The sequence below is a fragment of the Marinifilum sp. N1E240 genome (genome assembly GCF_009295825.1).
GTDB classification, from domain to species: Bacteria; Bacteroidota; Bacteroidia; order Bacteroidales; family Marinifilaceae; genus Marinifilum_A; species Marinifilum_A sediminis.
This window is the reverse complement of record NZ_WHKF01000008.1, coordinates 1-20,313: the sequence shown is the minus strand read 5'-3', so window position 1 is coordinate 20,313 and position 20,313 is coordinate 1. Positions and strand designations below refer to the sequence as shown.

Here is a 20,313-nt window from a genome sequence, read left to right as displayed (position 1 = left end):
TCTCACAAGGGATTACAATAGAAAAAAACAAAGCCACTTCCCAAATGAGAAGTGGCTTTTGTTTTAGTAGTGTGTTAAATTCTTTTTCTGAAAATCTTGTTTCAGATGTTGTTGAAGAAGTGCAAGAATTCTTCTGTTTTCTTCACCATGTTGGTAGAACCTGTGTAGAAAGGAACTCGTTGGTGAAGCGAATCTGGTTTAATTTCCATAATTCTTCCATTGCCATCGGTAGCTAAGCCACCAGCTTGTTCAGCAATAAAAGCAACAGGATTGCATTCGTAAATCAAACGCAATTTACCGTCGGAGTTTTTGTTGGTTTGCGGATAAATAAAAATTCCACCTTTCAACAAGTTGCGATGAAAATCGGCAACCAAAGAACCAATGTAACGCGAAGTGTAAGGGCGTTTGCTCTTGGCATCTTTTTCCTGGCAATACTTAATGTACTTTTTAACACCGCTAGGGAAATTGATGTAATTTCCTTCGTTAATGGAATAAATGGTTCCGTTTTTTGGTGTTTTAATGTTCGGATGCGACAAACAAAATTCTCCGATTGAAGGATCAAGAGTAAATCCGTTTACGCCATTACCAGTAGTGTACACCAACATGGTTGATGATCCGTAAATAACATAGCCGGCGGCAACTTGTTTGGTTCCTTCTTGCAGGAAATCTTCCATGGTTGCCAATTCTCCTCTTTTCGATACACGCTCAAAAATTGAAAAAATGGTTCCTATCGAAACATTTACATCAATATTTGAAGAACCGTCCAGCGGATCCATACAGAAAATATATTTTCCATTTTTACTCAATTCATCATCAAAAATAATGATGTCTTCGTTTTCCTCAGAAGCAACGGCAGCACATTCGCCACTTGCTTTTAAGGCATCAATAAAGTGTGTGTCGGCAAAAACATCAAGCTTTTGCTGATCTTCCCCCTGTACATTCTGATCTCCATGTTCACCTAAAATATCTACTAATCCGGCTTTATTTACCGCACGGTTTACAATTTTAGACGCAATCCCCACATGATGCAACAAACGAGAAAGCTCTCCCTTGGCACCCGCATGGTCTGATTGACGTTGGATAATGAACTGATTGAGGGTTTGAACATTGTTGTGTTCAGTCATTTTAAATAGGCTTTTGGTTTACATTCATTTGGTGCCCTAAAGTTATGCTTTTTTATTTAATGCCAAACCCTTATTTCAAACGTTTACGAAAAGCAATTTGTCATGTATTTTTTTGATATATTATAGATAAATCGGGGCTTTCAATAATATGCCTTTACATTTGACTTTAATTGTTGATTTAAGTTAATATCTTAAAAAATGTGAAATAGCGCAATTGTTGAAAACTAATTTCGTTAAACACGAGTATTATTTATTACCTTCAATCTTTGTTAAGAAAAGGTGAAAACCAAAAACAATAAAACTAAACAAGAACCCAATGAACATTTTTAAATTTGGTGGGGCTTCGGTAAACAGTGCCGAGGGTGTCAGGAATTTTGTGAAAATTGTACAGTTATATAAGGAGGAAACCATTATTGTTCTTTCAGCAATGGGCAAAACCACAAATGCACTCGAGGAAATTACCAACGATTTTTTTGCAAAAAAGAAGGATTACGAGGCAAAGTTCAGGGCAGTAAAATCGTATCATTACGATATTGTAAATGATTTATTTCCCATTAAGGACAATGCAATATATGAAAAGTTAGAAAAATTATTTCATCAGCTTTATGCTTATTTGGAGAAGGAGCCAAGTTTAGATTATGATTTTGATTACGATCAGATTGTGTCTTTTGGAGAAATGTTGTCGACCACTATTGTATCCGAATTTTTACGTGCCAGCGGATCTCCAAACAAATGGATTGACATACGTACTTGCTTAAAAACTGATGATACCTACAGAGAGGGTAAAGTGGATTGGGAATTGTCGCAAAAACTGGTGCCACAAACCTTTAGTTTTAACAACACATTTGTGTATGTTACTCAGGGATTTTTGGGAGGTACAACTACCAATTTAACCACAACTTTAGGTCGTGAAGGATCCGATTATACTGCGGCTATTCTGTCTTATCTTTTAGATGTTGACAAGCTTTCAATTTGGAAAGATGTTCCGGGAATTATGAATGCGGATCCTAAATGGTTAGATGATGCAGAAAAATTGGAACGGATATCCTATCAGGAGGCAATAGAGTTGGCTTTTTACGGTGCAAAAGTGATTCACCCAAAAACCATACAACCTATTAAGCGAAAGAAGATTCCTTTGCAGGTACGATCTTTCATAGATTACAGCGAAACCGGAACTTTAATTAGCACAGCTTCGAAGAAATTGGAGACCCAATTGCCTGTATACATTCGCAAGGACAATCAGGTGTTGATCTCGATTCGGCCAACAGATTTTTCATTCATTTTAGAAGAAAATTTAAGTCAGTTGTTTTCACTTTTTGCAAAGCATAGGGTAAAGGTGAATCTAACTCAGAATTCAGCCATTAGTTTTTCTGTTTGTGTTGATAACGAAGAGAAAAGATTAAATAGCTTGCTTGGTGATATTGGAGATCTTTATGAGGTGAAATACAACGATGGAGTTGAATTGATTACCATTCGTCATCACAACGATGAAGCGGTTGAAAGAATGACAAAAGGAAGAGATATTCTATTGGAACAAAGAAGTAGAGATACTGCACAATTTGTGATCGTTTAAAAAGTTATATTATTGTCTGGTAGAATTCTTGTATATGGCTCATATTTTCAGACTATACTTCTTTTTAATACGATATCGCCACCTACGGGGCTTTACTTTTGGGATTGCAACATCTCTACCATATTATCGCTCCTAACGGAGCTGTTTTAAATCCCATAGGGATGTAATTATGGTAGCTATCGATCGATAATGAATAAAAAGTACCATTGGTACGAAATTAAGATTTAAGTATTCTTGGTGTTACCAAACAACAATAAAAAAGTCGGAAATAATTTATTAGATCTATCAATAACCCATGAATTTATTCATGGGTTTGTTGTGTCCTATTAATTTTTTTCAAAAAAAATACAGTGCAAAAATCCTATTTGCTATATAAGGTATAGTTCGCACATTCTCAGACTAAAAAATTAAGACAGATTGCTCTTTTAATTTGGAGAATTAAAAAACCTCCCTATCTTTGCTAACGTTATTTAAGGTAAATCTCGCAGGAGAATATCTTTAATTTATACAGAAGAAGTGAGAGAACAGGCTCGTAGACCTTCTGACAACCGCAGTAGAACCAAAAGCTGAAAGGTGTCAAATCCTGACCATTTAATTTGGTGAATATAAATTAAAAGATCATGAAGAAGACAGAAATTCACACACACACGAAGCAGGCTCAACAAGAGCAAAACATTCAGTTGCAATCTTTGGCATCAATTACCACTATGATGCGAATGCAGCGAATGATGCGTATGCTCTAACGCATTCTGTCTGGAATATTTCCCAATTTTTTAGATGCTGGTGCGTATAAAATAACTCCGAACCAGGGAACTCAAATTCGTACTTATTTATTTCAATTGTTTCTGTATGTCAGAAATAGGTATTGATACAATCAAATCTGAATCCATCTAACTATTCGGGTCGATTGTAAATGTGATAAGAACTGAATTTGCGACAATCAGAAGCCTTTCGCTTCTAACCAATTAATCAAATTTTTAAATCAAGGATGTAATCCTAAGTTGCTAATATTTGCATGATATAAATTAAGCATCATGCAAATAGCTGGAAGCTGAAAGCTTGTGGCTGGCAGCTAAAAATAGAATCGCCATGTCAAATAATTTAAGATACGAAACACTACAGATACACGCAGGTCAGGAAATTGATGGAACAACAAACTCTCGCGCAGTTCCATTGTATCAAACCACAGCATATACTTTCAATAATTCAGAGCACGCGGCAAACTTATTCGGATTGAAAGAATTCGGTAATATTTATACACGTTTGACGAATCCTACCAATGATGTTTTCGAGAAGAGAATTGCAGCATTGGAAGGTGGAGTTGCAGCAGTTGCAACCGGATCGGGACAGGCTGCGCAGTTTTTGGCTTTGACCAATATTCTGGAATCGGGAGATAATTTCATAAGTGCGTCTCAGGTATATGGAGGTACATATAACCAATTTAAGGTTCAGTTTAAGCGATTGGGAATTCAGTGTAAGTTTGTTGATATCGATGAACCAGAAACCATTGTGCCTTTAATCGATGATAATACCAAAGCGATTTATGTGGAGGCTTTGCCAAACCCTAAATTCTCAATTCCCGATTTCGATAAAGTATCGGCAATTGCAAAAGAATACGATTTGCCGTTAATAGTAGATAATACTTTGGGAGCTGGTGGATATTTATTCCGTCCATTGGAACATGGTGCAAACATTGTTGTTGAGTCGGCAACCAAATGGATTTGTGGTCATGGTACTGCGGTTGGTGGAGTACTTGTTGATGGAGGAAATTACAATTGGGGAAATGGAAAATTCCCTCAGTTTAGCGAGCCATCGGAAGGTTACCACGGTTTGGTTTTCTCTGATGTGTTTGGAGTTGATGGTCCATTTGGAAACATTGCGTTTGCAATTCGTGCAAGGGTTGAAGGCTTGAGAGATTACGGTTGTAGCCAAAGTCCATTCAATTCGTTTTTGCTTTTACAAGGATTAGAAACACTTTCGCTTCGTTTAGACCGACATATCGAGAACACTATAGCTCTTGCCAAATGGTTAGAGGAACAAGATTGGGTAGAGCAAGTGAATTATCCTGGATTGCCATCGAGTCCTTACTACGAAAGAGCGAAGAAATATTTCAAGAAAGGTGCCGGTTCTGTTTTAACTTTTAAAGTTAAAGGTGGAAAAGAAGTTGCTGATAAGTTGGTTGATGGCGTTGAATTACTTTCGCATGTTGCCAATTTAGGTGATGCCAAAACTCTGATCATTCATCCAAGTTCAACAACTCACGAACAGTTGACATTGGAGGAGCAAAAAGATTCTGGTGTGGAGCCAGGCTTACTTCGTATTTCGGTTGGTATCGAACATATCGAAGATATTAAAGCTGATATCAAACAATCAGTTGAAAAAGCAATTAATGTAGAGACAATCAATTAGTTTTTATTACAGCCCGATTGGAATTTTAACCACAGCACAAGTTCCAATTGGGTACTCTTTCGATTATTCAATCGAAGCTATTATCGCAAAATAACAATACCAATTTGATTAAAGGGTGAGCTAATAAAAATTGAAATATTTTGTGCTTATGCAAGGAGAAAAGTAAGGCATAGCAGAGTTACGGCGAATTTTTTTTAACGAAGCAGAAGCGCAAAAGAAACAATTTTAAGGCTCAATCTTTAGTTAATTTGGTTTAAAAACAAATCAAAATTTTTAATCAGTGAATCCCAATTGTTACATCCATAAAGAAGGTCTTCAACTTGAATCGGGCGAGAGCTTGAAAGAGTTGAATATTGCTTATCACACCTATGGGGAGTACGATCCTTCGCGAAACAATGTGATTTGGGTTTGTCATGCTTTAACTGCCAATTCGGATGTATTCGATTGGTGGGAAGGGCTTTTTGGGGAGAAAGATTTATTTAATCCTAAGGATTATTTTATTGTATGTGCCAACTTTTTAGGTTCGTGCTACGGAACAACAGGTCCTCTTTCTCCAAAACCTACGAACGGACAAGCTTATTATCATGATTTTCCGCAATTGACCGTACGCGACCTGGTGGGAGCCCATGAAATTTTAAGAAAACACTTAAAAATCGATCGCATTCATATGATGATTGGTAGCTCACTTGGAGGCATGCAAGCTTTAGAGTGGGCTTATTTGCTAAACGGTAAGCTTGATAATTTGGTGGTTTTGGCTTCCAATGCCAGGCATTCACCATGGGGGATTGCATTCAACGAATCGCAAAGAATGTCAATTGAAGTTGATCCAACCTGGAAAAAGTCGAACGATGAGGCTGGATTGAACGGAATGCGAGTAGCAAGATCTATTGCCTTATTGAGTTACAGAACTTATGCAACCTACGATCATTCTCAGCAGGAAAATGATGAAGGTAAAACTGATGATTACAGAGCAAGTTCCTATCAAAGATACCAGGGGGAGAAATTGGCAAGAAGATTCAATGCTTATTCATACTGGCATTTGTCAAAAATAATGGATAGTCATGATATAGGACGCAAACGAAATGGATTGGTTGCAGCCTTAAATAATATAAAGTCGAGAACATTGGTAATTGGAGTGAATTCTGATCAGATTTTTCCAATTAACGAACAACGATACCTAGCCGATCACATCCCAAATGCCGAGTTTCTCGAAATAAAATCATTATACGGACATGACGGATTCCTTTTGGAACAAGAACAATTAACCCAAGTTTTAAAAACTTTTTTAACCACAAACAAAATCAATGAGCAATAAACTTAAAATTGGCGTTTTCGGATATGGTGTTGTAGGATCCGGATTGGCTCACGTACTTAAAAACAGTAAAGGATTAGATGCATCTATCGTTAAAGTATGTGTAAGAGATGAAGGTAAAATTAGAGATATCGACCCAGAGGTGATTACGTATGATCCGAACGATATTTTGAATGATCCTGAAATTAATGTTATTGCGGAATTGATTGATGATGCTGATGCGGCATATCAGATTGTGAAAACTGCTTTGCAAAATGGAAAGCATGTGGTTTCAGCAAATAAAAAAATGTTGGCTTATCATATCGAAGAGTTGATACAATTGCAATGGCAACACAAAGTTTCGTTTGTATATGAAGCTTCTGCTTGTGGAAGTATTCCAATTATCAGAAATTTGGAAGAGTATTACGACAATGATTTGTTGCAATCGGTAAGTGGAATATTGAACGGGTCGTCGAATTATATTCTTACTAAAATTTTTAATGAAGGATTGGATTACGATGTTGCACTGCAGCAAGCACAGGATTTGGGTTTTGCCGAGAGCGATCCTACTTCTGATGTAGATGGATTTGATACCTTATATAAGCTGATCATTTTAACGGTTCACGGATTCGGGTTGTTTGTACATCCCGATCAGGTTTTCAATTTTGGAATATCTAATCTCTCTCCAAAGGATATAGAGTTGGCTTCTCAGAAAGGATATAAGATTCGATTGTTGGGTAAGGTGACCAAGGTGAATGGTAATCATGTGAATTTATTGGTTGCTCCAAAATTCGTAAAGGCAGAAGAGCATGCTTACACGGTGGAGAGCCATTACAATGGCGTTTTAATTCAGGGGAATTTCTACGACAATCAGTTCATGTATGGAAAAGGAGCCGGAGCGCATCCAACCGGATCGGCGGTTTTATCTGATATTACAGCATTGGCTTACAACTACAAATACGAATACAAGAAACTGAAATATTACGGTGGATTGGAGTATACCAATAATATGGAAGTTGAAGTGTATTTAAGATATGCAGATGAAAATGATTTGGCACTTTTCGATTTTAAAGATATCAGCGAATCATTAAAAGGTAAAGAATACAATTATGTAATCGGTACACTCAACCTTTCAGATTTGATAAAGATTCGTCATCAAATTAAAGGTAAAGATATCTTCCTGGCATATTTAGGAGACGAATAGATTTCCTGAATTAAATAAAAGAATCAATAGACAATGATTATATACAAATTTGGTGGAGTGTCGGTTAAGGATGCTACCGCTATCAAAAACATCTGCAATATTATTGGTGTGGTAAAACGCCCATTAACAGTAGTGATTTCGGCAATTGGTACAACCACTAATTTGTTGGAGGAGCTTGTAGATGCTTATTTTTCGGGAAGCGATAAAGTTTGGGAGTTTTACAATCAACTGGAGAAGAACCACACTTTGGTGATTGATGATTTATTCGATGAAATTCCTGCAACTGTCGCAACTGATGTAAACGGTCTTTTCATCGAGCTAAAAACCAAAATTTCAAAACCATCATCTGATAAGTTCAATTTTGAATACGATCAGGTGATTGGTTTTGGAGAACTTTTATCCACAACTATCATCTCAGCTTACCTGAATCAGATTGGACAAAAAAACCAATGGGTAGATATTCGAACTTGTTTAGATTCCGATGACAATTACGTTGATGCAAATATTGATTGGGAATCATCGAAAGAGAAAGTAAACACAAAGTTTGTTGACAAATCAACGGCTTTATATATTACTCAAGGTTTTATAGCAAGTGATGATAAAGGAAACACAACATCTCTTGGTAGAGAAGGATCGGATTATACTGCTGCAATTTTGGCGCATTTGCTGAATGCTGATAAAATGATCATTTGGAAAGATGTATTGGGGATTTTAAATGCAGATCCGGATTATTTCGATACTACCACAAAGTTGGATTTGATTCCTTATCATGAAGCAATTGAGTTGTCGTATTACGGAGCCAGAGTTATTCATCCAAAAACAATAAAACCTCTGCAGGCAAAACAGATTCCTTTGTGGGTAAAATCCTTTATCGATCCTTCACAGAAAGGTACTTTAATAACAAAGGGAGAGCAGCCTCAGCCATTATTGCCTAATTATATTGTGAAGAAAAAACAGGTTATGGTGAGTTTGAAACCTCTAAATTTTTCATTTATAGGTGAAAAAGATCTTGTTTTTATCTTTTCTCTCGTGACAAAATTTAGAATAAAGCTTAATTTTACTCAAAACACCGCTGTCAGTTTTGCATTTTGCGCCAACAGTTCGGCAAGAAATATAGAAGATCTGATAGCTGAATTGGGAAAAAAATACGAAGTGGATGTAAGTAATGACCTTGAGTTAATAACCGTTAGGCATTATAATCCGATGACAATTGAAGAAATTCAGTTAAAACATCATATTTTGGTGGAACAGAAGAATACAAATACTGCGATTTATCTAACTGTGGCAAATTAGAATAGAGAATGGAGCAAAAAAACATTAGCATACGAGAAGCTTTACAACAACAAATTTTAGTTCTGGACGGAGCCATGGGAACCATGATTCAGTCCTATGAGTTGAAGGAATCTGATTTTAGAGGAGACCGATTTGCTGATTTCTCTAATGATCAGAAAGGTCACAACGATTTATTGAGTTTAACTCAAGCGCAAATTATAAAAGAGATACATCGCAAATTTCTGGAGGCAGGAGCTAATATTATAGAGACCAATACATTTAATGCAAATGCCATTTCATTATTGGATTATGGTTTAGAGGATGTTGCCTATGAGTTGAATGTGCAATCTGTAAAAATTGCGCGCGAAGCTGTAAATGAAATGAATCAGCTCGATCCGGGTACTCCTCGTTGGGTTGCAGGAGCAATTGGTCCAACTAATAAAACAACCTCTATGTCACCAAAGGTGGAAGATCCGGGTTACAGAGATGTTGGTTTTGATGATTTGGTTCGAATTTATTCTGAACAAATTAGTGGTTTACTTGATGGTGGAGTTGACGTATTATTGATTGAGACTATTTTTGATACATTGAATGCCAAAGCTGCGGTTTTTGCTGCTGATCAGTTGTTGGAAGAAAGAGGTTTGGATATTCCGATCATGATTTCGGGAACCATTACTGATAAAAGTGGAAGGACACTTTCTGGTCAAACATTAGAAGCATTTGTTACTTCGATGAAGAATGACAGATTGTTGAGTATTGGATTGAATTGTGCTTTTGGAGCAAAAGATTTGGTGCCATTTATTCAACAGTTGGATAACTTATTGCCAGTTTATGTGAGTGTATATCCAAATGCCGGATTGCCAAATGAACTAGGAGAATACGATGAAACACCGGAAACCATGCGTGGCGATTTGCGAGAGTTGCTCGATGGTAAAAAAATAAATATTCTAGGTGGCTGTTGTGGAACCAGACCGGAACATATTAAAGCTTTGGCAGAGGCTGTAAAAGATGCTGCTCCAAGAGAATTGCCTAAGGTAGAGAAGGAAACTCGCTTGAGTGGATTGGAATTATTGAGAATTAATTCACTAAGTAATTTTGTGAATATTGGTGAACGAACCAATGTGGCAGGATCAAGAAAATTTGCACGCTTAATTCGAGAAGAAAAATACGAAGAGGCACTTTCTATTGCGCGATCTCAAGTGGAGAACGGAGCACAAATCATCGATATTAATATGGATGATGCTATGTTGGATGCAGAAAAGGAAATGGATGTTTTCATAAAGCTTTTGGTATCCGAACCTGAAATTTCAAGAGTACCGGTCATGATAGACTCTTCTAAATGGTCAGTTTTAGAGACGGGATTGAAATGTGTACAAGGAAAAAGTGTTGTGAATTCCATATCTCTGAAAGAAGGAGAGGGTGAATTTATTGAATATGCTACTAAAATAAAAAGATATGGGGCTGCTGCCGTAGTAATGGCTTTCGACGAAAAAGGTCAGGCTGATACGTACGAGCGCAGAATAGAAATATGTAGTAGAGCCTACAATATATTAACAGAGAAAATCGGCTTTCTTGCTGAAGATATCATTTTTGATCCTAATGTATTGGCAATTGCTACTGGAATAGAAGAGCATAATAACTATGCAGTCGATTTTATAAAGACAGTAAAATGGATAAAAGCCAATCTACCTCATGCTAAAATTAGTGGAGGTATCAGTAACCTATCCTTTTCGTTTCGTGGAAACAATGTAGTTCGCGAAGCAATGCACTCTGTTTTCTTATATCATGCCATTAAAGAAGGTTTGGATATGGGAATTGTAAATCCTGGAATGTTACAGATTTATGATGAAATTGAATCTGAATTACTGGAGAAAATAGAAGATGTTGTCCTAAATAGAAAGCCAGACGCAACTGAAGTACTAATTGAATTTGCCGAAGGTTTAAAATCTGAAGGTAAATCTCAGGCAAAAGTAGATGCCTGGAGAGAAAAATCTTGTGCTGATCGTTTATCCTATTCTTTGGTGAAAGGAATTACCGATCACATTGAAGAAGATGTAGAAGAAGCTCGTCAGAGTTATCCGCGTGCATTGGATGTGATTGAACAACCATTAATGGATGGTATGAATGTGGTAGGAGAGTTGTTTGGTGATGGTAAAATGTTTTTGCCTCAGGTTGTAAAATCAGCAAGAGTAATGAAAAAGGCAGTTGCCTACCTTCAGCCTTTTATAGAGGAAGAGAAAAACACTTTGGCGGATGCGAGTAATTCAGGCAAAATACTAATGGCTACTGTAAAAGGTGATGTTCACGATATTGGTAAAAATATTGTTGATGTTGTTTTGGGTTGCAATAATTTCGAAGTGATCGATTTGGGTGTTATGGTTCCATGTTCTCAAATATTAGAGGTTGCCAAGCGCGAAAATGTTGATGCTATTGGCTTGAGTGGATTAATCACACCTTCGTTGGAGGAAATGTGTTTTGTAGCTGAAGAAATGAAACGCGAAGGATTTGATATTCCTTTGGTGGTTGGTGGAGCAACAACATCGGAATTGCATACGGCAGTTAAAGTAGAGCCTAACTACGGAAATGGGGTGGTTCATGTTGTTGATGCCTCAAAATCTGTTGGAATTTTCAAAAGTTTGTGTGATAAAAACAAGCGTGGAGATTTTTTGGACAATATTAAGGAAGAATATCAGAAAGTTAGAGATGAGCATGCCAATCAAAAATCGGCGGAATATTATAGTCTGACCGAAGCCAGATCAAATCGAGAGGCAATGGATTGGAATGCTTCACCAATTTACAAACCCAATAAAACCGGCTTGCAAGTTCAGAAGAACTTTTCTGTTGGAGAAATCAGAAAATATATCGACTGGACTTTCTTTTTTGTAGCTTGGGAATTGAAATGCATGTATCCCGAAATAATGGAGGATCCTGACTTAAAGGATGAGGCTAAAAAATTATTCGATGATGCCAATCGCATGCTCGATGAGATTGAAAAGGAGAATTTATTAGAGGCAAGTGCAGTTTATGGATTGTTCGCAGCCAATGCGGTTGATGATGATATCGTATTATATTCTGATGAGGATAGAAGTCAGGAATTAACTCGATTTTGCAGCATTCGTCAACAAGAAAAATTTTCGAAAGGATTGAGTAATTTATGCTTGAGCGATTTTGTTGCTCCTATTGAAACTGGAAAAATTGATTATGTAGGTGCATTTGTTGTAACAGCAGGATTGGGAATTGAAGAGAGCTTGAACAAGTTTGCAGATAATCACGATGATTACAATAGTATCATGATTAAGATTTTGGCAGATCGATTAGCCGAAGCTTACACAGAATTACTTCATGAACAAATTCGTAAAGTAGATTGGGGATATGCCAATGGAGAAAATTTAGGAGTTGAAGAAATGCTGAGAGAAAAATATCAGGGAATTCGTCCGGCATTTGGATATCCATCCTTACCAGAGCATTCAGAAAAAAGAGTTCTTTGGGATTTTTTGGATGTTGAAAAGCAAATTGGAGCAACACTTACGGAGAGTTATGCAATGTATCCGGCAGCATCGGTAAGTGGATTGATTTTAGCACATCCCGATGCAATCTATTTTTCAATAGATAAGATTAAGGAGGATCAAGTTAAAGATTATGCTGATCGCAAAGGGATCAATGAAGAAAAAGCAAGAAAACTATTAAGTGCAATATTATAATTTATACGACTTTAAGATTTTAAATATGAGAATTATTAAGCAGATATTTTCTCAAAACTCATATCTAACATCTCACATCTATTAATAACCAATGAAAGTAATCGAACATTTAAATCAAGCAATTGAGAATAAAACCACACATTTCTCTTTTGAACTGTTGCCACCTTTAAGAGGAAACAGTATATATAAGGTTTTCAATACTATTGAAAAGTTAAAAGAATTCGATCCCAAGTACATTAATATTACTGCTCATCGCGATGAGGTGGTATTTGTAGAATCAGGAAATGGAGGATTCGAGAAAAAAATTACCAGAAAACGTCCAGGAACGGTTGCAGTTGCGGCTGCGATTCAAAATAAATACAAACTAACAGTTGTTCCTCATGTAATTTGCAGTGGTTTTACGCCAGAGGAAACTGAAAATGCTCTTTTGGATTTAAATTTTTTGGGCATTTATGATCTTCTTTTACTTAAAGGTGATTCATCGCCTCGTCATGATTTTATTCCTACCGAAGGTGAGCACAAGTATGCCTTGGATTTAATAGGACAAGTAAACGATATCAATCGTGGTCAATTTTTAGACGGAACTCATGTGGATCCTTTCGAAACACCATTTTCTTTTGGTACAGCTGGTTATCCAGAGAAACATGAGGAAGCACCCAATATGGATTCTGATATCTATTGGCTAAAGCAAAAAGTTGATGCCGGTGCTGAATATATCGTAACACAAATGTTCTTCGATAATCAGAAATACTTTGAATTTGAAAAAAGAGTTCGTGATGCTGGAATTACGGTACCTGTTGTTCCTGGAATTAAACCAATATCGGCTTTAAGCCAGTTAACAGTGCTTCCACAGATATTTAAAACAGATATTCCGGAAGCGTTGGCAGCTGAAGTTCGCAAGTGCAAATCCAATAAAGAGGTAAAGCAGGTTGGTGTAGAGTGGGGAATTCAACAATCTAAAGAGTTGATCCAGCATGGTGTTCCTTCTTTGCATTTTTATACTTTAATGGCGTCGAATTGTGTGCGAGATATTGCAAAAGCGGTTTACTAAGAAATTATTTAATTTATAAATAACACCCCTCTTTGTTCATAGCCATAGAGGGGTGTTTTGGTCTTAATTTTTTAGAACTTTGTACTTGCTTAATTCTTCCTTGGTCATCCAGTGGATATCATTTGCTGAAGCAGCATTAATAGTAAAATAGTAGAACGACTCAGATTCTTCCTGAGTAAAACCAATATTCTTGTAGTATGTAATATATGGCAGATGATGTTCGTGACCTTTTGGAAAATCAGTTGCAGTAACCTCTTTTCCATTATCATCTTCTCCTCCCCATGAGTGAACACCAATTTTAGTATCAACACCCACAGTTCTTTTAGTACCAGCCAAAAAGAAATCTGTTCCACCAGAGGCAACCAATCCGCCATTATTAATGTGAATTTCAAATCCAATTTGATGAACTTTTAAAGATAGTTTCAGGTTGGTTTCATCATCCTCTGATCCTTCACATTCTTTAATGTTAATTTTTTTGATGTTTGGGTAAGCTTTATGGAGTGCATTAAAATTTTTCAGCGAATTGCTATTGATAACTCCATTCATCTCAATACTTTCATTATTATCACTCACCTTAAAGATTCCGTAAGATGTTTTATTATTGACTTTATCACTGCTACTGCAAGCAACAAAAGATAAACAAGTAATGATTAAAATAAAGAAAGTGTTTACAGTTGATTTACTCATAATTAAAATATTTAATGATTATTAATTCAATTTGATACAATAAAAAAGACACATACTTCAGTTTTACTCTATTGAGCAAAACTGAAGTATGTGTCTAGCACAGATTAGTAAACAATCAAACCTCCAATTTCTTCTTCAGTGTTGAGATTTAATTGATATGAAAATGTTTAATTTGAAATTAAAGTTTCAAATTTTTTAGCATTATATGAGTAAGACAATTTAAAATAGAATTACACGTATATAGTTTCTTATTTTTTTAGAAAAAATAAGAATTCCTTAGAAATGGAAAGCAATATTTTCCCTTCATTTGCAGTTAAACTAATACTAAAATTGAATAAAATGAAGAAAGGACTAATCTTATTATTGTTAATTTTTGGAGTGATGTTTGCGAAAGCTCAAGTATTCAACACATCAGGAATTTTAAGGAGTGGAGAAGCAGCTATTGGTTTTGAACCATCTTTATTGGTTTATGATGGGACAACCGATTTTCAAATGTTTTTTCATGCCGGAGTTGGTGTAGGTAGAAATATTGATATTGGAGCAAAAGTTGGTGCGTTTGGAGATGAAACCTATTATGGAGGAGATGTAGAATTTGGGATTAGTAAAAACCTGTCTCTATCTGCTGGAGCTCATCATTTTCATGATTTTGGTTTAGACGGATCAGCAAATGTTACAGTTCCACTTGTATCAGGAACAAAATTAATTACGGGATTGGATATGGATGTTATTTTTGGTGATGAAACAAAAATTCCTCTATGGGTTCCAATCGGAATTCGTGTATCTGTTGGCAATGGCTGGTCTTTAATTATGGAATCGGAAATAGAATTAACCGATGAGGCTTATCATTATTTTGGTTTTGGAATGGCTTATGGTTTTTAAAACAATTATTATTTCTGATATAAATCTCCGCTTTTGCTGAGTTTTTTGTTTGGAGTAATTTATTTGAATGTTGATAAATGTTGAATAAACTATTTTGTTTCTTAGTTGTATTTGCAGTAAATTAATAAGCTAGTACACAGAATATAAGATAATAATTTGCTTTATAACCATTCAACCTAAAAACTCACTATGGAAAAAGAAAAAACCACTATCCAGAAATTAAATGATTTTGCCCAAAAAACACATCGAACAATTGAATTAACAGAACAAGCTTATCCTTCTAATGCCTTACACCCGGTAACCTATCATCGCAGATTGGTATATATTCCAGAAAGTGGGTTGGGAAACACATACTTTGCTTGCTTTGGTGATTCTCGTAGATTAGATAAACAAGCAATTTATAGCGGTGTGTTTTTTTCTGTACCTCTTCCTAAATCATTGAAGATTTGCATTCGGAAAAAAGACATTTTAGATAAAATGAGTCTGTTTTCGAAAAAGAAAGGTTATAAAACCGGTAACGTTGATTTTGATTCTCAAGTGGTTTTTGAAGAATTCGATGGAATTGGAACCAGTAAAATTTTTAAGAGTTCTAAAGTTCAAAAGCTGATATTAAAAGCTTTTGCTTTTGATTTAAGACTCCGAATAGGTGTGAACATGATGAATATGGATTATGTGCCAGGATTGAAAGGGGAGTCACATTTTGGAATTTATACAATGCAAGATTGGTTTATTGATTCATCCAAAATAGAAATATTATATGATCTGGCTGAACAGCTTAAAAAACTTACTATTAGAGTTGAAGAAGAGGATTTGGTTGCACAATATTAGAATTGGTTCAATACCAGATAAAAAAAAGCATCATGTCTAAATAGAAATGATGCTTTTGTATTTATTGTGCAAATTCATTTATAATTTTTTGAGCCGTAACTTCTGAAAGCTTTATGTTCGATTCATGCGTCCAACCTCCAACATGAGGACTCAGCAATACATTTTCAGCTTCAATCAAATATTGAAATTCGGCTGGCAATTCCGAAGCATGTAGATCTTCAAAAGATGTTTTTTCGTATTCAAGAACATCCAAACACGCACCTTTTACTTTTCCTGATTTTAAATTTTTAACCAAATCAGCAATTCGAACAACTTTACCTCTTGCTGTATTAATTAGGAAAATTGGCTTCTGGAATTTATTTAGAAACTCATTGTTCACCATAAACATGGTTTCTTCTGTTTGAGGTACATGTAGACTTACTACATCGCATTGTTCGAATAAATCATTCAGTTCTTTTTCTTCACAATTTTCATCCGAATAATCAGTTTTGTATTTGTCGTAAGCAATAACTTTGCAGCCAAAACCTTTCAGTCTTTGAGCGAATGCGCCACCCATATTTCCGTAACCAATAATACCAATAGTTTTACCCATGATTTCGATGCCGCGATTTTCTTCTCTGCGCCATTTCCCATTTCGAACTTCCCAATTGCAACGGCATAAATTATTGAAGAGTGTTAGTAGCATGCCAACCGCATGTTCGCCAACTGCATCTCGGTTTCCTTCAGGAGCATTGAAGCATTTAATGCCTTTGCTTTCGGCATAATCCACATCAATATTTTCTAAACCAGCTCCCACACGACCAATAAATTTAAGATTGGTAGCCAAATCCAGTTCTGTTTTGGTAAGCTTGAATTTGCTGCGAATAATAAAACCATCAAATTCAGGAAAAATAGTTAGTAATTCTTCTTTGTTTTTTTCAGGAGCATAAGTGCAATCAAACCCAGCTTCTTGAAGCATTTCTAATAAGCGAGGGTGAGTGGAGTCTATAAATAATACTTTCATGATTAGCGAATAGAAATTTTGAGTTACAAATGTAGTATTTTCCGGATGGATTGAAATAGGATTATTTCTGCGATAAATTCACAACAAAACTGGCTTTATAGCCTCTTAGTTTTCCTTGTGAATCATAAATTTCATAGCCAAACATTATCTTTTTTACTTCTTTCTTAAGTTGTAACTGATCTTTATCCCAATACCAATCTTCTTCGAATTGAATTTTACCAACTCTATCTTCCAAACTATTTTCAGATATGATTGATTCTATTTCATTAGTTGTTAATTGATGATTGTCGTAGTAGTCAAAAGCTGGAAGTGTTTCATTTTTAACAGCGGCTAAAATATCCGATACAAATTCTTCAGTGTGAGTATTTGCCAAGCACTCCTCAAGCCAATCATCATCAGTATTTGGATTTTTAATTACCACTTCGTAAGTAATTGGATCGGAGATCTTTTTACCAGATGCTACTAATTCTTGTTGAGAATGATCACTTTTACATGAAAACAAAAACAGCCCTGAAAAAATCAGAGCTGCTATAATAGGATAGAATTTATTCATCTTCTATATTATTTTGAAAATCATTTATCGATCAAAAGTCAATCTCATTCCTTTATTACTTTCATCGAAAGTACCATTATCGTATGCCAAATGACCATTAACAAAAGTCTTTTCTACTTTATATTGGAATTTCTGACCATCAAAAGGTGTCCAGCCACATTTATATAAAGTGTTTTCTTTTGTAGCAGTCCAATTGTCTTCGCTTAATAATACCAAATCTGCAAAATATCCTTTTCGGATAAATCCTCGTTTTTCAACCTGGAAAATTTCAGCAGGAGTGTGGCACATTTTTTCTACCACTTTCTCCATTTTAATTTTTCCCATACGAGCTTGTTCCATCATAGCAATTAAAGAATGTTGAACTAATGGACCACCACCTGCAGAGTTCATATAATTACCATCTTTTTCTTCCTCTGTATGTGGAGCATGATCCGTTGCGATAACATCTAATCTGTCATCCAACAAGGCTTTCCAAAGTTTTTCCTGATCATCTTTAGTTTTAACAGCCGGATTCCAACGAATTCTCGATTTTTTGCTCAGGTAATCCTGATCGTTAAACCATAAGTGATGAATACAAACCTCTGTAGTTATTCTTTTTTCTTTAGCTGGAATCGAATTGTCAAACAGATCCATTTCCATACCTGTTGATAAATGAAGAATGTGCAATCTTGTGTTGTATTTTTTTGCTAATTCAACTGCTTTTGATGATGATTTGTAGCAAGCTTCTGCACTTCGAACTTCTCCATGCAATTCAATTGGAATATCATCGCCATATTTTGCTTGATACTCAGCCTGATTCTTATCAATGGTAGGAGTGTCTTCACAATGAGTTGCAATTAATAAAGGAGCCTTCTCAAAAATTTGTGATAAAGTTTCAATATCATCAACCAACATATTACCAGTGGATGAACCCATGAAAATTTTGATTCCGCAAACCGATTTAGGATCCGTTTTAAGTATTTCATCCAAATTGCTATTCGTAGCACCCATATAAAATGAGTAATTAGCCAGCGATTTTTCAGAGCCCAGTTTGTATCGCTCAGTTAGCAATTTTTGGGTAATGGTTTGAGGTTTTACATTAGGCATATCCATAAAAGAGGTGGTTCCACCGGCAACTGCCGCTCTCGATTCTGTATACAAATCTCCCTTATGTGGCATTCCCGGATCACGAAAATGAACCTGATCATCAATAACACCCGGGATTAGTAATTTTCCTCCTGCATCAATCACTTTGCATCCTGATTCAATATTCGCAGGAGTAGTGGTATATATTTCTTCTATTAGTTGATCTTTAATTAGAACACTTCCGGCGAATTTTTTGCCTTCATTAATTAGTAAGGCATTTTTAATAAGATAAGTCGACATTTTGGTTGTTTAGTTGTAAGTTATCGTGAAAATCTATCTTTCGTATTTAGTAATAAAACTTCTCAGCTTCATTTTAATCACTCCCCAAACGGCTTCATTAAAAATTCCACCACTCATTTTCGAGGTTCCTTCTGTACGATCTGTAAATATAATAGGTACTTCAATAATATTATAACCAAATTTCCAGGTCGTAAATTTCATTTCAATCTGGAAAGCATATCCTTTAAATCTGATTTTGTCCAAATTAATGGTCTCCAAAACCTTTTTAGAGTAGCATTTAAAGCCGGCTGTAGCATCGTGAATTTTCATTCCCGTAACTATTCTTACATATTTGGATGCAAAATACGACATCAAAACTCTACCCATAGGCCAATTTACGACATTTACACCGGAAACATAGCGTGAACCTATGGCCATATCACCGCCTTTATTGGCGCAAGCATCATATAAACGAACCAAATCTTCTGGGTTATGCGAGAAATCAGCATCCATTTCAAATATGTATTCGTATTTGTTTGCTAATGCCCACTTAAATCCGGTAATATAGGCAGTACCTAACCCGAGTTTACCTTTTCGTTCTATAATATGAAGTTGCGAAAATTCTTTTTGCAAACCTTTAACGATATCAGCTGTTCCATCTGGAGAGTTGTCTTCAATAACTAAAATATCAAATGCAGTTTCCAGTGAAAATACCTTTCTTATTATGGCTTCAATATTTTCTTTTTCGTTGTAGGTCGGTATAATAACAAGTCTATCTGTCACCTTTAGAGAATTAATGTTTTTACAATTTTGTAACACGAAGATAGTATATCTACCTAAATTCCTTTCTTCACAATTGTTAAAAAGCTTAAAATTGTATTTTTTTGTGGACCATTACCAACCACTTTTTTGAGAAAGTGCTTGGTCGGGCTATTCATTTAATCTTTTTTTCATTTTTCAAAAAAGGATATCGTTACTATCCCTAATGGATGTTTCTAGTAAGTGAGCCATATAATAGCGAATGCTTAAATTGATAAAAAAATAGAAGGACTATTCGCTATTTTTATCTTTCTTGTATTTTTTTTAGTCAGGTAACCAGTGTGTTAAGTTGCGGTAAGGTAAAAGTTTGCAAAATGCATTTGGAAAAATGGAATAGTATAGCTTATCTTTGCACCCGCTTTACAACGGTAGAGTGTTTGAATTTTGAGGAAATAGTCAATGATTGTGAAATTAAAATTCGGATTTAAATTTTTTGAAACTTTTTCAGGTTTGCATTAGGAAATGAGGAATTAAATTCTTTATCTTTGCAGCCGCTTTTAGAGGAAGGAGATCTTGTGAAGTACTAGTATTTATAAGGTTTTTACAAGTATTCGATCTCAAAAAAAAGTTCAAAA

General features: G+C 35.5%; 16 protein-coding genes and 1 riboswitch. Of the genes, 10 read left to right on the top strand and 6 right to left on the bottom strand.

Annotation, left to right across the window (positions count from 1 at the left end; translation table 11 throughout):
• Nucleotides 1–101: 101 nt before the first annotated feature.
• Nucleotides 102–1,124 carry a class 1 fructose-bisphosphatase gene (fbp, locus tag GCQ56_RS16520; RefSeq protein WP_152735644.1) on the bottom strand — a complete coding sequence of 341 codons (1,023 nt, stop codon included), beginning with the start codon at nt 1,122–1,124 and terminating at the stop codon, nt 102–104.
• 316 nt (nt 1,125–1,440) lie between these two features.
• On the opposite strand from fbp, the gene GCQ56_RS16515 reads away from it, so the two are divergent.
• The 8 genes from GCQ56_RS16515 (at nt 1,441) to GCQ56_RS16485 (ending at nt 13,625) form a co-directional block, all read left to right on the top strand.
• Entirely contained in the window at nt 1,441–2,697 is a 1,257-nt protein-coding gene (locus GCQ56_RS16515) for an aspartate kinase (protein ID WP_152735643.1), read from the top strand.
• Between the two features lie 500 nt (nt 2,698–3,197).
• Nucleotides 3,198–3,309, top strand: a riboswitch (SAM riboswitch).
• A gap of 8 nt (nt 3,310–3,317) precedes the next feature.
• Nucleotides 3,318–3,440, top strand: a complete 123-nt coding sequence (locus GCQ56_RS20660) for a hypothetical protein (protein WP_255473236.1) — start codon at nt 3,318–3,320, stop codon at nt 3,438–3,440.
• 346 nt (nt 3,441–3,786) lie between these two features.
• Entirely contained in the window at nt 3,787–5,106 is a 1,320-nt protein-coding gene (locus tag GCQ56_RS16510; RefSeq protein WP_152735642.1) for an O-acetylhomoserine aminocarboxypropyltransferase/cysteine synthase family protein, read from the top strand.
• Between the two features lie 280 nt (nt 5,107–5,386).
• Nucleotides 5,387–6,421 carry a homoserine O-acetyltransferase gene (metX, locus tag GCQ56_RS16505; RefSeq protein WP_299994239.1) on the top strand — a complete coding sequence of 345 codons (1,035 nt, stop codon included), beginning with the start codon at nt 5,387–5,389 and terminating at the stop codon, nt 6,419–6,421.
• On the top strand, nt 6,411–7,601 hold the full coding sequence (locus tag GCQ56_RS16500; RefSeq protein WP_152735641.1) for a homoserine dehydrogenase: 1,191 nt from the start codon (nt 6,411–6,413) through the stop codon (nt 7,599–7,601). Before metX ends, GCQ56_RS16500 begins: the two co-directional genes overlap by 11 nt.
• A 33-nt stretch (nt 7,602–7,634) precedes the next feature.
• A complete protein-coding gene (locus GCQ56_RS16495; RefSeq protein WP_152735640.1) occupies nt 7,635–8,894 on the top strand; it encodes an aspartate kinase in 1,260 nt (419 codons plus the stop codon).
• An 8-nt stretch (nt 8,895–8,902) separates the two neighbouring features.
• On the top strand, nt 8,903–12,574 hold the full coding sequence (gene metH / locus GCQ56_RS16490) for a methionine synthase (RefSeq protein WP_152735639.1): 3,672 nt from the start codon (nt 8,903–8,905) through the stop codon (nt 12,572–12,574).
• 91 nt (nt 12,575–12,665) lie between these two features.
• A complete protein-coding gene (locus tag GCQ56_RS16485; RefSeq protein ID WP_152735638.1) occupies nt 12,666–13,625 on the top strand; it encodes a methylenetetrahydrofolate reductase in 960 nt (319 codons plus the stop codon).
• Between the two features lie 63 nt (nt 13,626–13,688).
• Here GCQ56_RS16485 and GCQ56_RS16480 read toward each other — a convergent pair whose 3' ends face one another.
• Nucleotides 13,689–14,312, bottom strand: coding sequence for a hypothetical protein (locus GCQ56_RS16480; protein WP_152735637.1), 624 nt, complete (start codon nt 14,310–14,312; stop codon nt 13,689–13,691).
• A gap of 339 nt (nt 14,313–14,651) precedes the next feature.
• On the opposite strand from GCQ56_RS16480, the gene GCQ56_RS16475 reads away from it, so the two are divergent.
• A complete protein-coding gene (locus GCQ56_RS16475) occupies nt 14,652–15,191 on the top strand; it encodes a hypothetical protein (RefSeq protein ID WP_152735636.1) in 540 nt (179 codons plus the stop codon).
• A gap of 189 nt (nt 15,192–15,380) precedes the next feature.
• Entirely contained in the window at nt 15,381–16,019 is a 639-nt protein-coding gene (locus GCQ56_RS16470; RefSeq protein ID WP_152735635.1) for a hypothetical protein, read from the top strand.
• Between the two features lie 61 nt (nt 16,020–16,080).
• Here the strand turns inward: GCQ56_RS16470 and GCQ56_RS16465 are convergent, their stop codons facing one another.
• The 4 genes from GCQ56_RS16465 to GCQ56_RS16450 all read right to left on the bottom strand — a co-directional run bounded on the left by GCQ56_RS16465 (nt 16,081) and on the right by GCQ56_RS16450 (nt 19,702).
• The gene (locus GCQ56_RS16465; RefSeq protein WP_152735634.1) at nt 16,081–17,022 is read right to left on the bottom strand and encodes a 2-hydroxyacid dehydrogenase; all 942 of its coding nucleotides are present in this window, start codon (nt 17,020–17,022) and stop codon (nt 16,081–16,083) included.
• 61 nt (nt 17,023–17,083) lie between these two features.
• Nucleotides 17,084–17,575, bottom strand: a complete 492-nt coding sequence (locus GCQ56_RS16460; protein ID WP_152735633.1) for a hypothetical protein — start codon at nt 17,573–17,575, stop codon at nt 17,084–17,086.
• Between the two features lie 24 nt (nt 17,576–17,599).
• Entirely contained in the window at nt 17,600–18,940 is a 1,341-nt protein-coding gene (locus tag GCQ56_RS16455) for a dihydroorotase (protein WP_152735632.1), read from the bottom strand.
• Between the two features lie 33 nt (nt 18,941–18,973).
• Complete coding sequence (locus GCQ56_RS16450) at nt 18,974–19,702, bottom strand: polyprenol monophosphomannose synthase (RefSeq protein WP_299994250.1); 729 nt, start codon at nt 19,700–19,702, stop codon at nt 18,974–18,976.
• Between the last annotated feature and the right edge of the window lie 611 nt (nt 19,703–20,313).

Excerpts from the sequence above, each read along its gene's own strand:
- fbp (WP_152735644.1), bottom strand. The coding sequence starts at position 1,124 with ATGACTGAACACAACAATGTTCAAACCCTCAATCAGTTCATTATCCAA.
- GCQ56_RS16515 (WP_152735643.1), top strand. The coding sequence starts at position 1,441 with ATGAACATTTTTAAATTTGGTGGGGCTTCGGTAAACAGTGCCGAGGGT.
- GCQ56_RS20660 (WP_255473236.1), top strand. The coding sequence starts at position 3,318 with ATGAAGAAGACAGAAATTCACACACACACGAAGCAGGCTCAACAAGAG.
- GCQ56_RS16510 (WP_152735642.1), top strand. The coding sequence starts at position 3,787 with ATGTCAAATAATTTAAGATACGAAACACTACAGATACACGCAGGTCAG.
- GCQ56_RS16500 (WP_152735641.1), top strand. The coding sequence starts at position 6,411 with ATGAGCAATAAACTTAAAATTGGCGTTTTCGGATATGGTGTTGTAGGA.
- GCQ56_RS16495 (WP_152735640.1), top strand. The coding sequence starts at position 7,635 with ATGATTATATACAAATTTGGTGGAGTGTCGGTTAAGGATGCTACCGCT.
- metH (WP_152735639.1), top strand. The coding sequence starts at position 8,903 with ATGGAGCAAAAAAACATTAGCATACGAGAAGCTTTACAACAACAAATT.
- GCQ56_RS16485 (WP_152735638.1), top strand. The coding sequence starts at position 12,666 with ATGAAAGTAATCGAACATTTAAATCAAGCAATTGAGAATAAAACCACA.
- GCQ56_RS16480 (WP_152735637.1), bottom strand. The coding sequence starts at position 14,312 with ATGAGTAAATCAACTGTAAACACTTTCTTTATTTTAATCATTACTTGT.
- GCQ56_RS16475 (WP_152735636.1), top strand. The coding sequence starts at position 14,652 with ATGAAGAAAGGACTAATCTTATTATTGTTAATTTTTGGAGTGATGTTT.
- GCQ56_RS16470 (WP_152735635.1), top strand. The coding sequence starts at position 15,381 with ATGGAAAAAGAAAAAACCACTATCCAGAAATTAAATGATTTTGCCCAA.
- GCQ56_RS16465 (WP_152735634.1), bottom strand. The coding sequence starts at position 17,022 with ATGAAAGTATTATTTATAGACTCCACTCACCCTCGCTTATTAGAAATG.
- GCQ56_RS16460 (WP_152735633.1), bottom strand. The coding sequence starts at position 17,575 with ATGAATAAATTCTATCCTATTATAGCAGCTCTGATTTTTTCAGGGCTG.
- GCQ56_RS16455 (WP_152735632.1), bottom strand. The coding sequence starts at position 18,940 with ATGTCGACTTATCTTATTAAAAATGCCTTACTAATTAATGAAGGCAAA.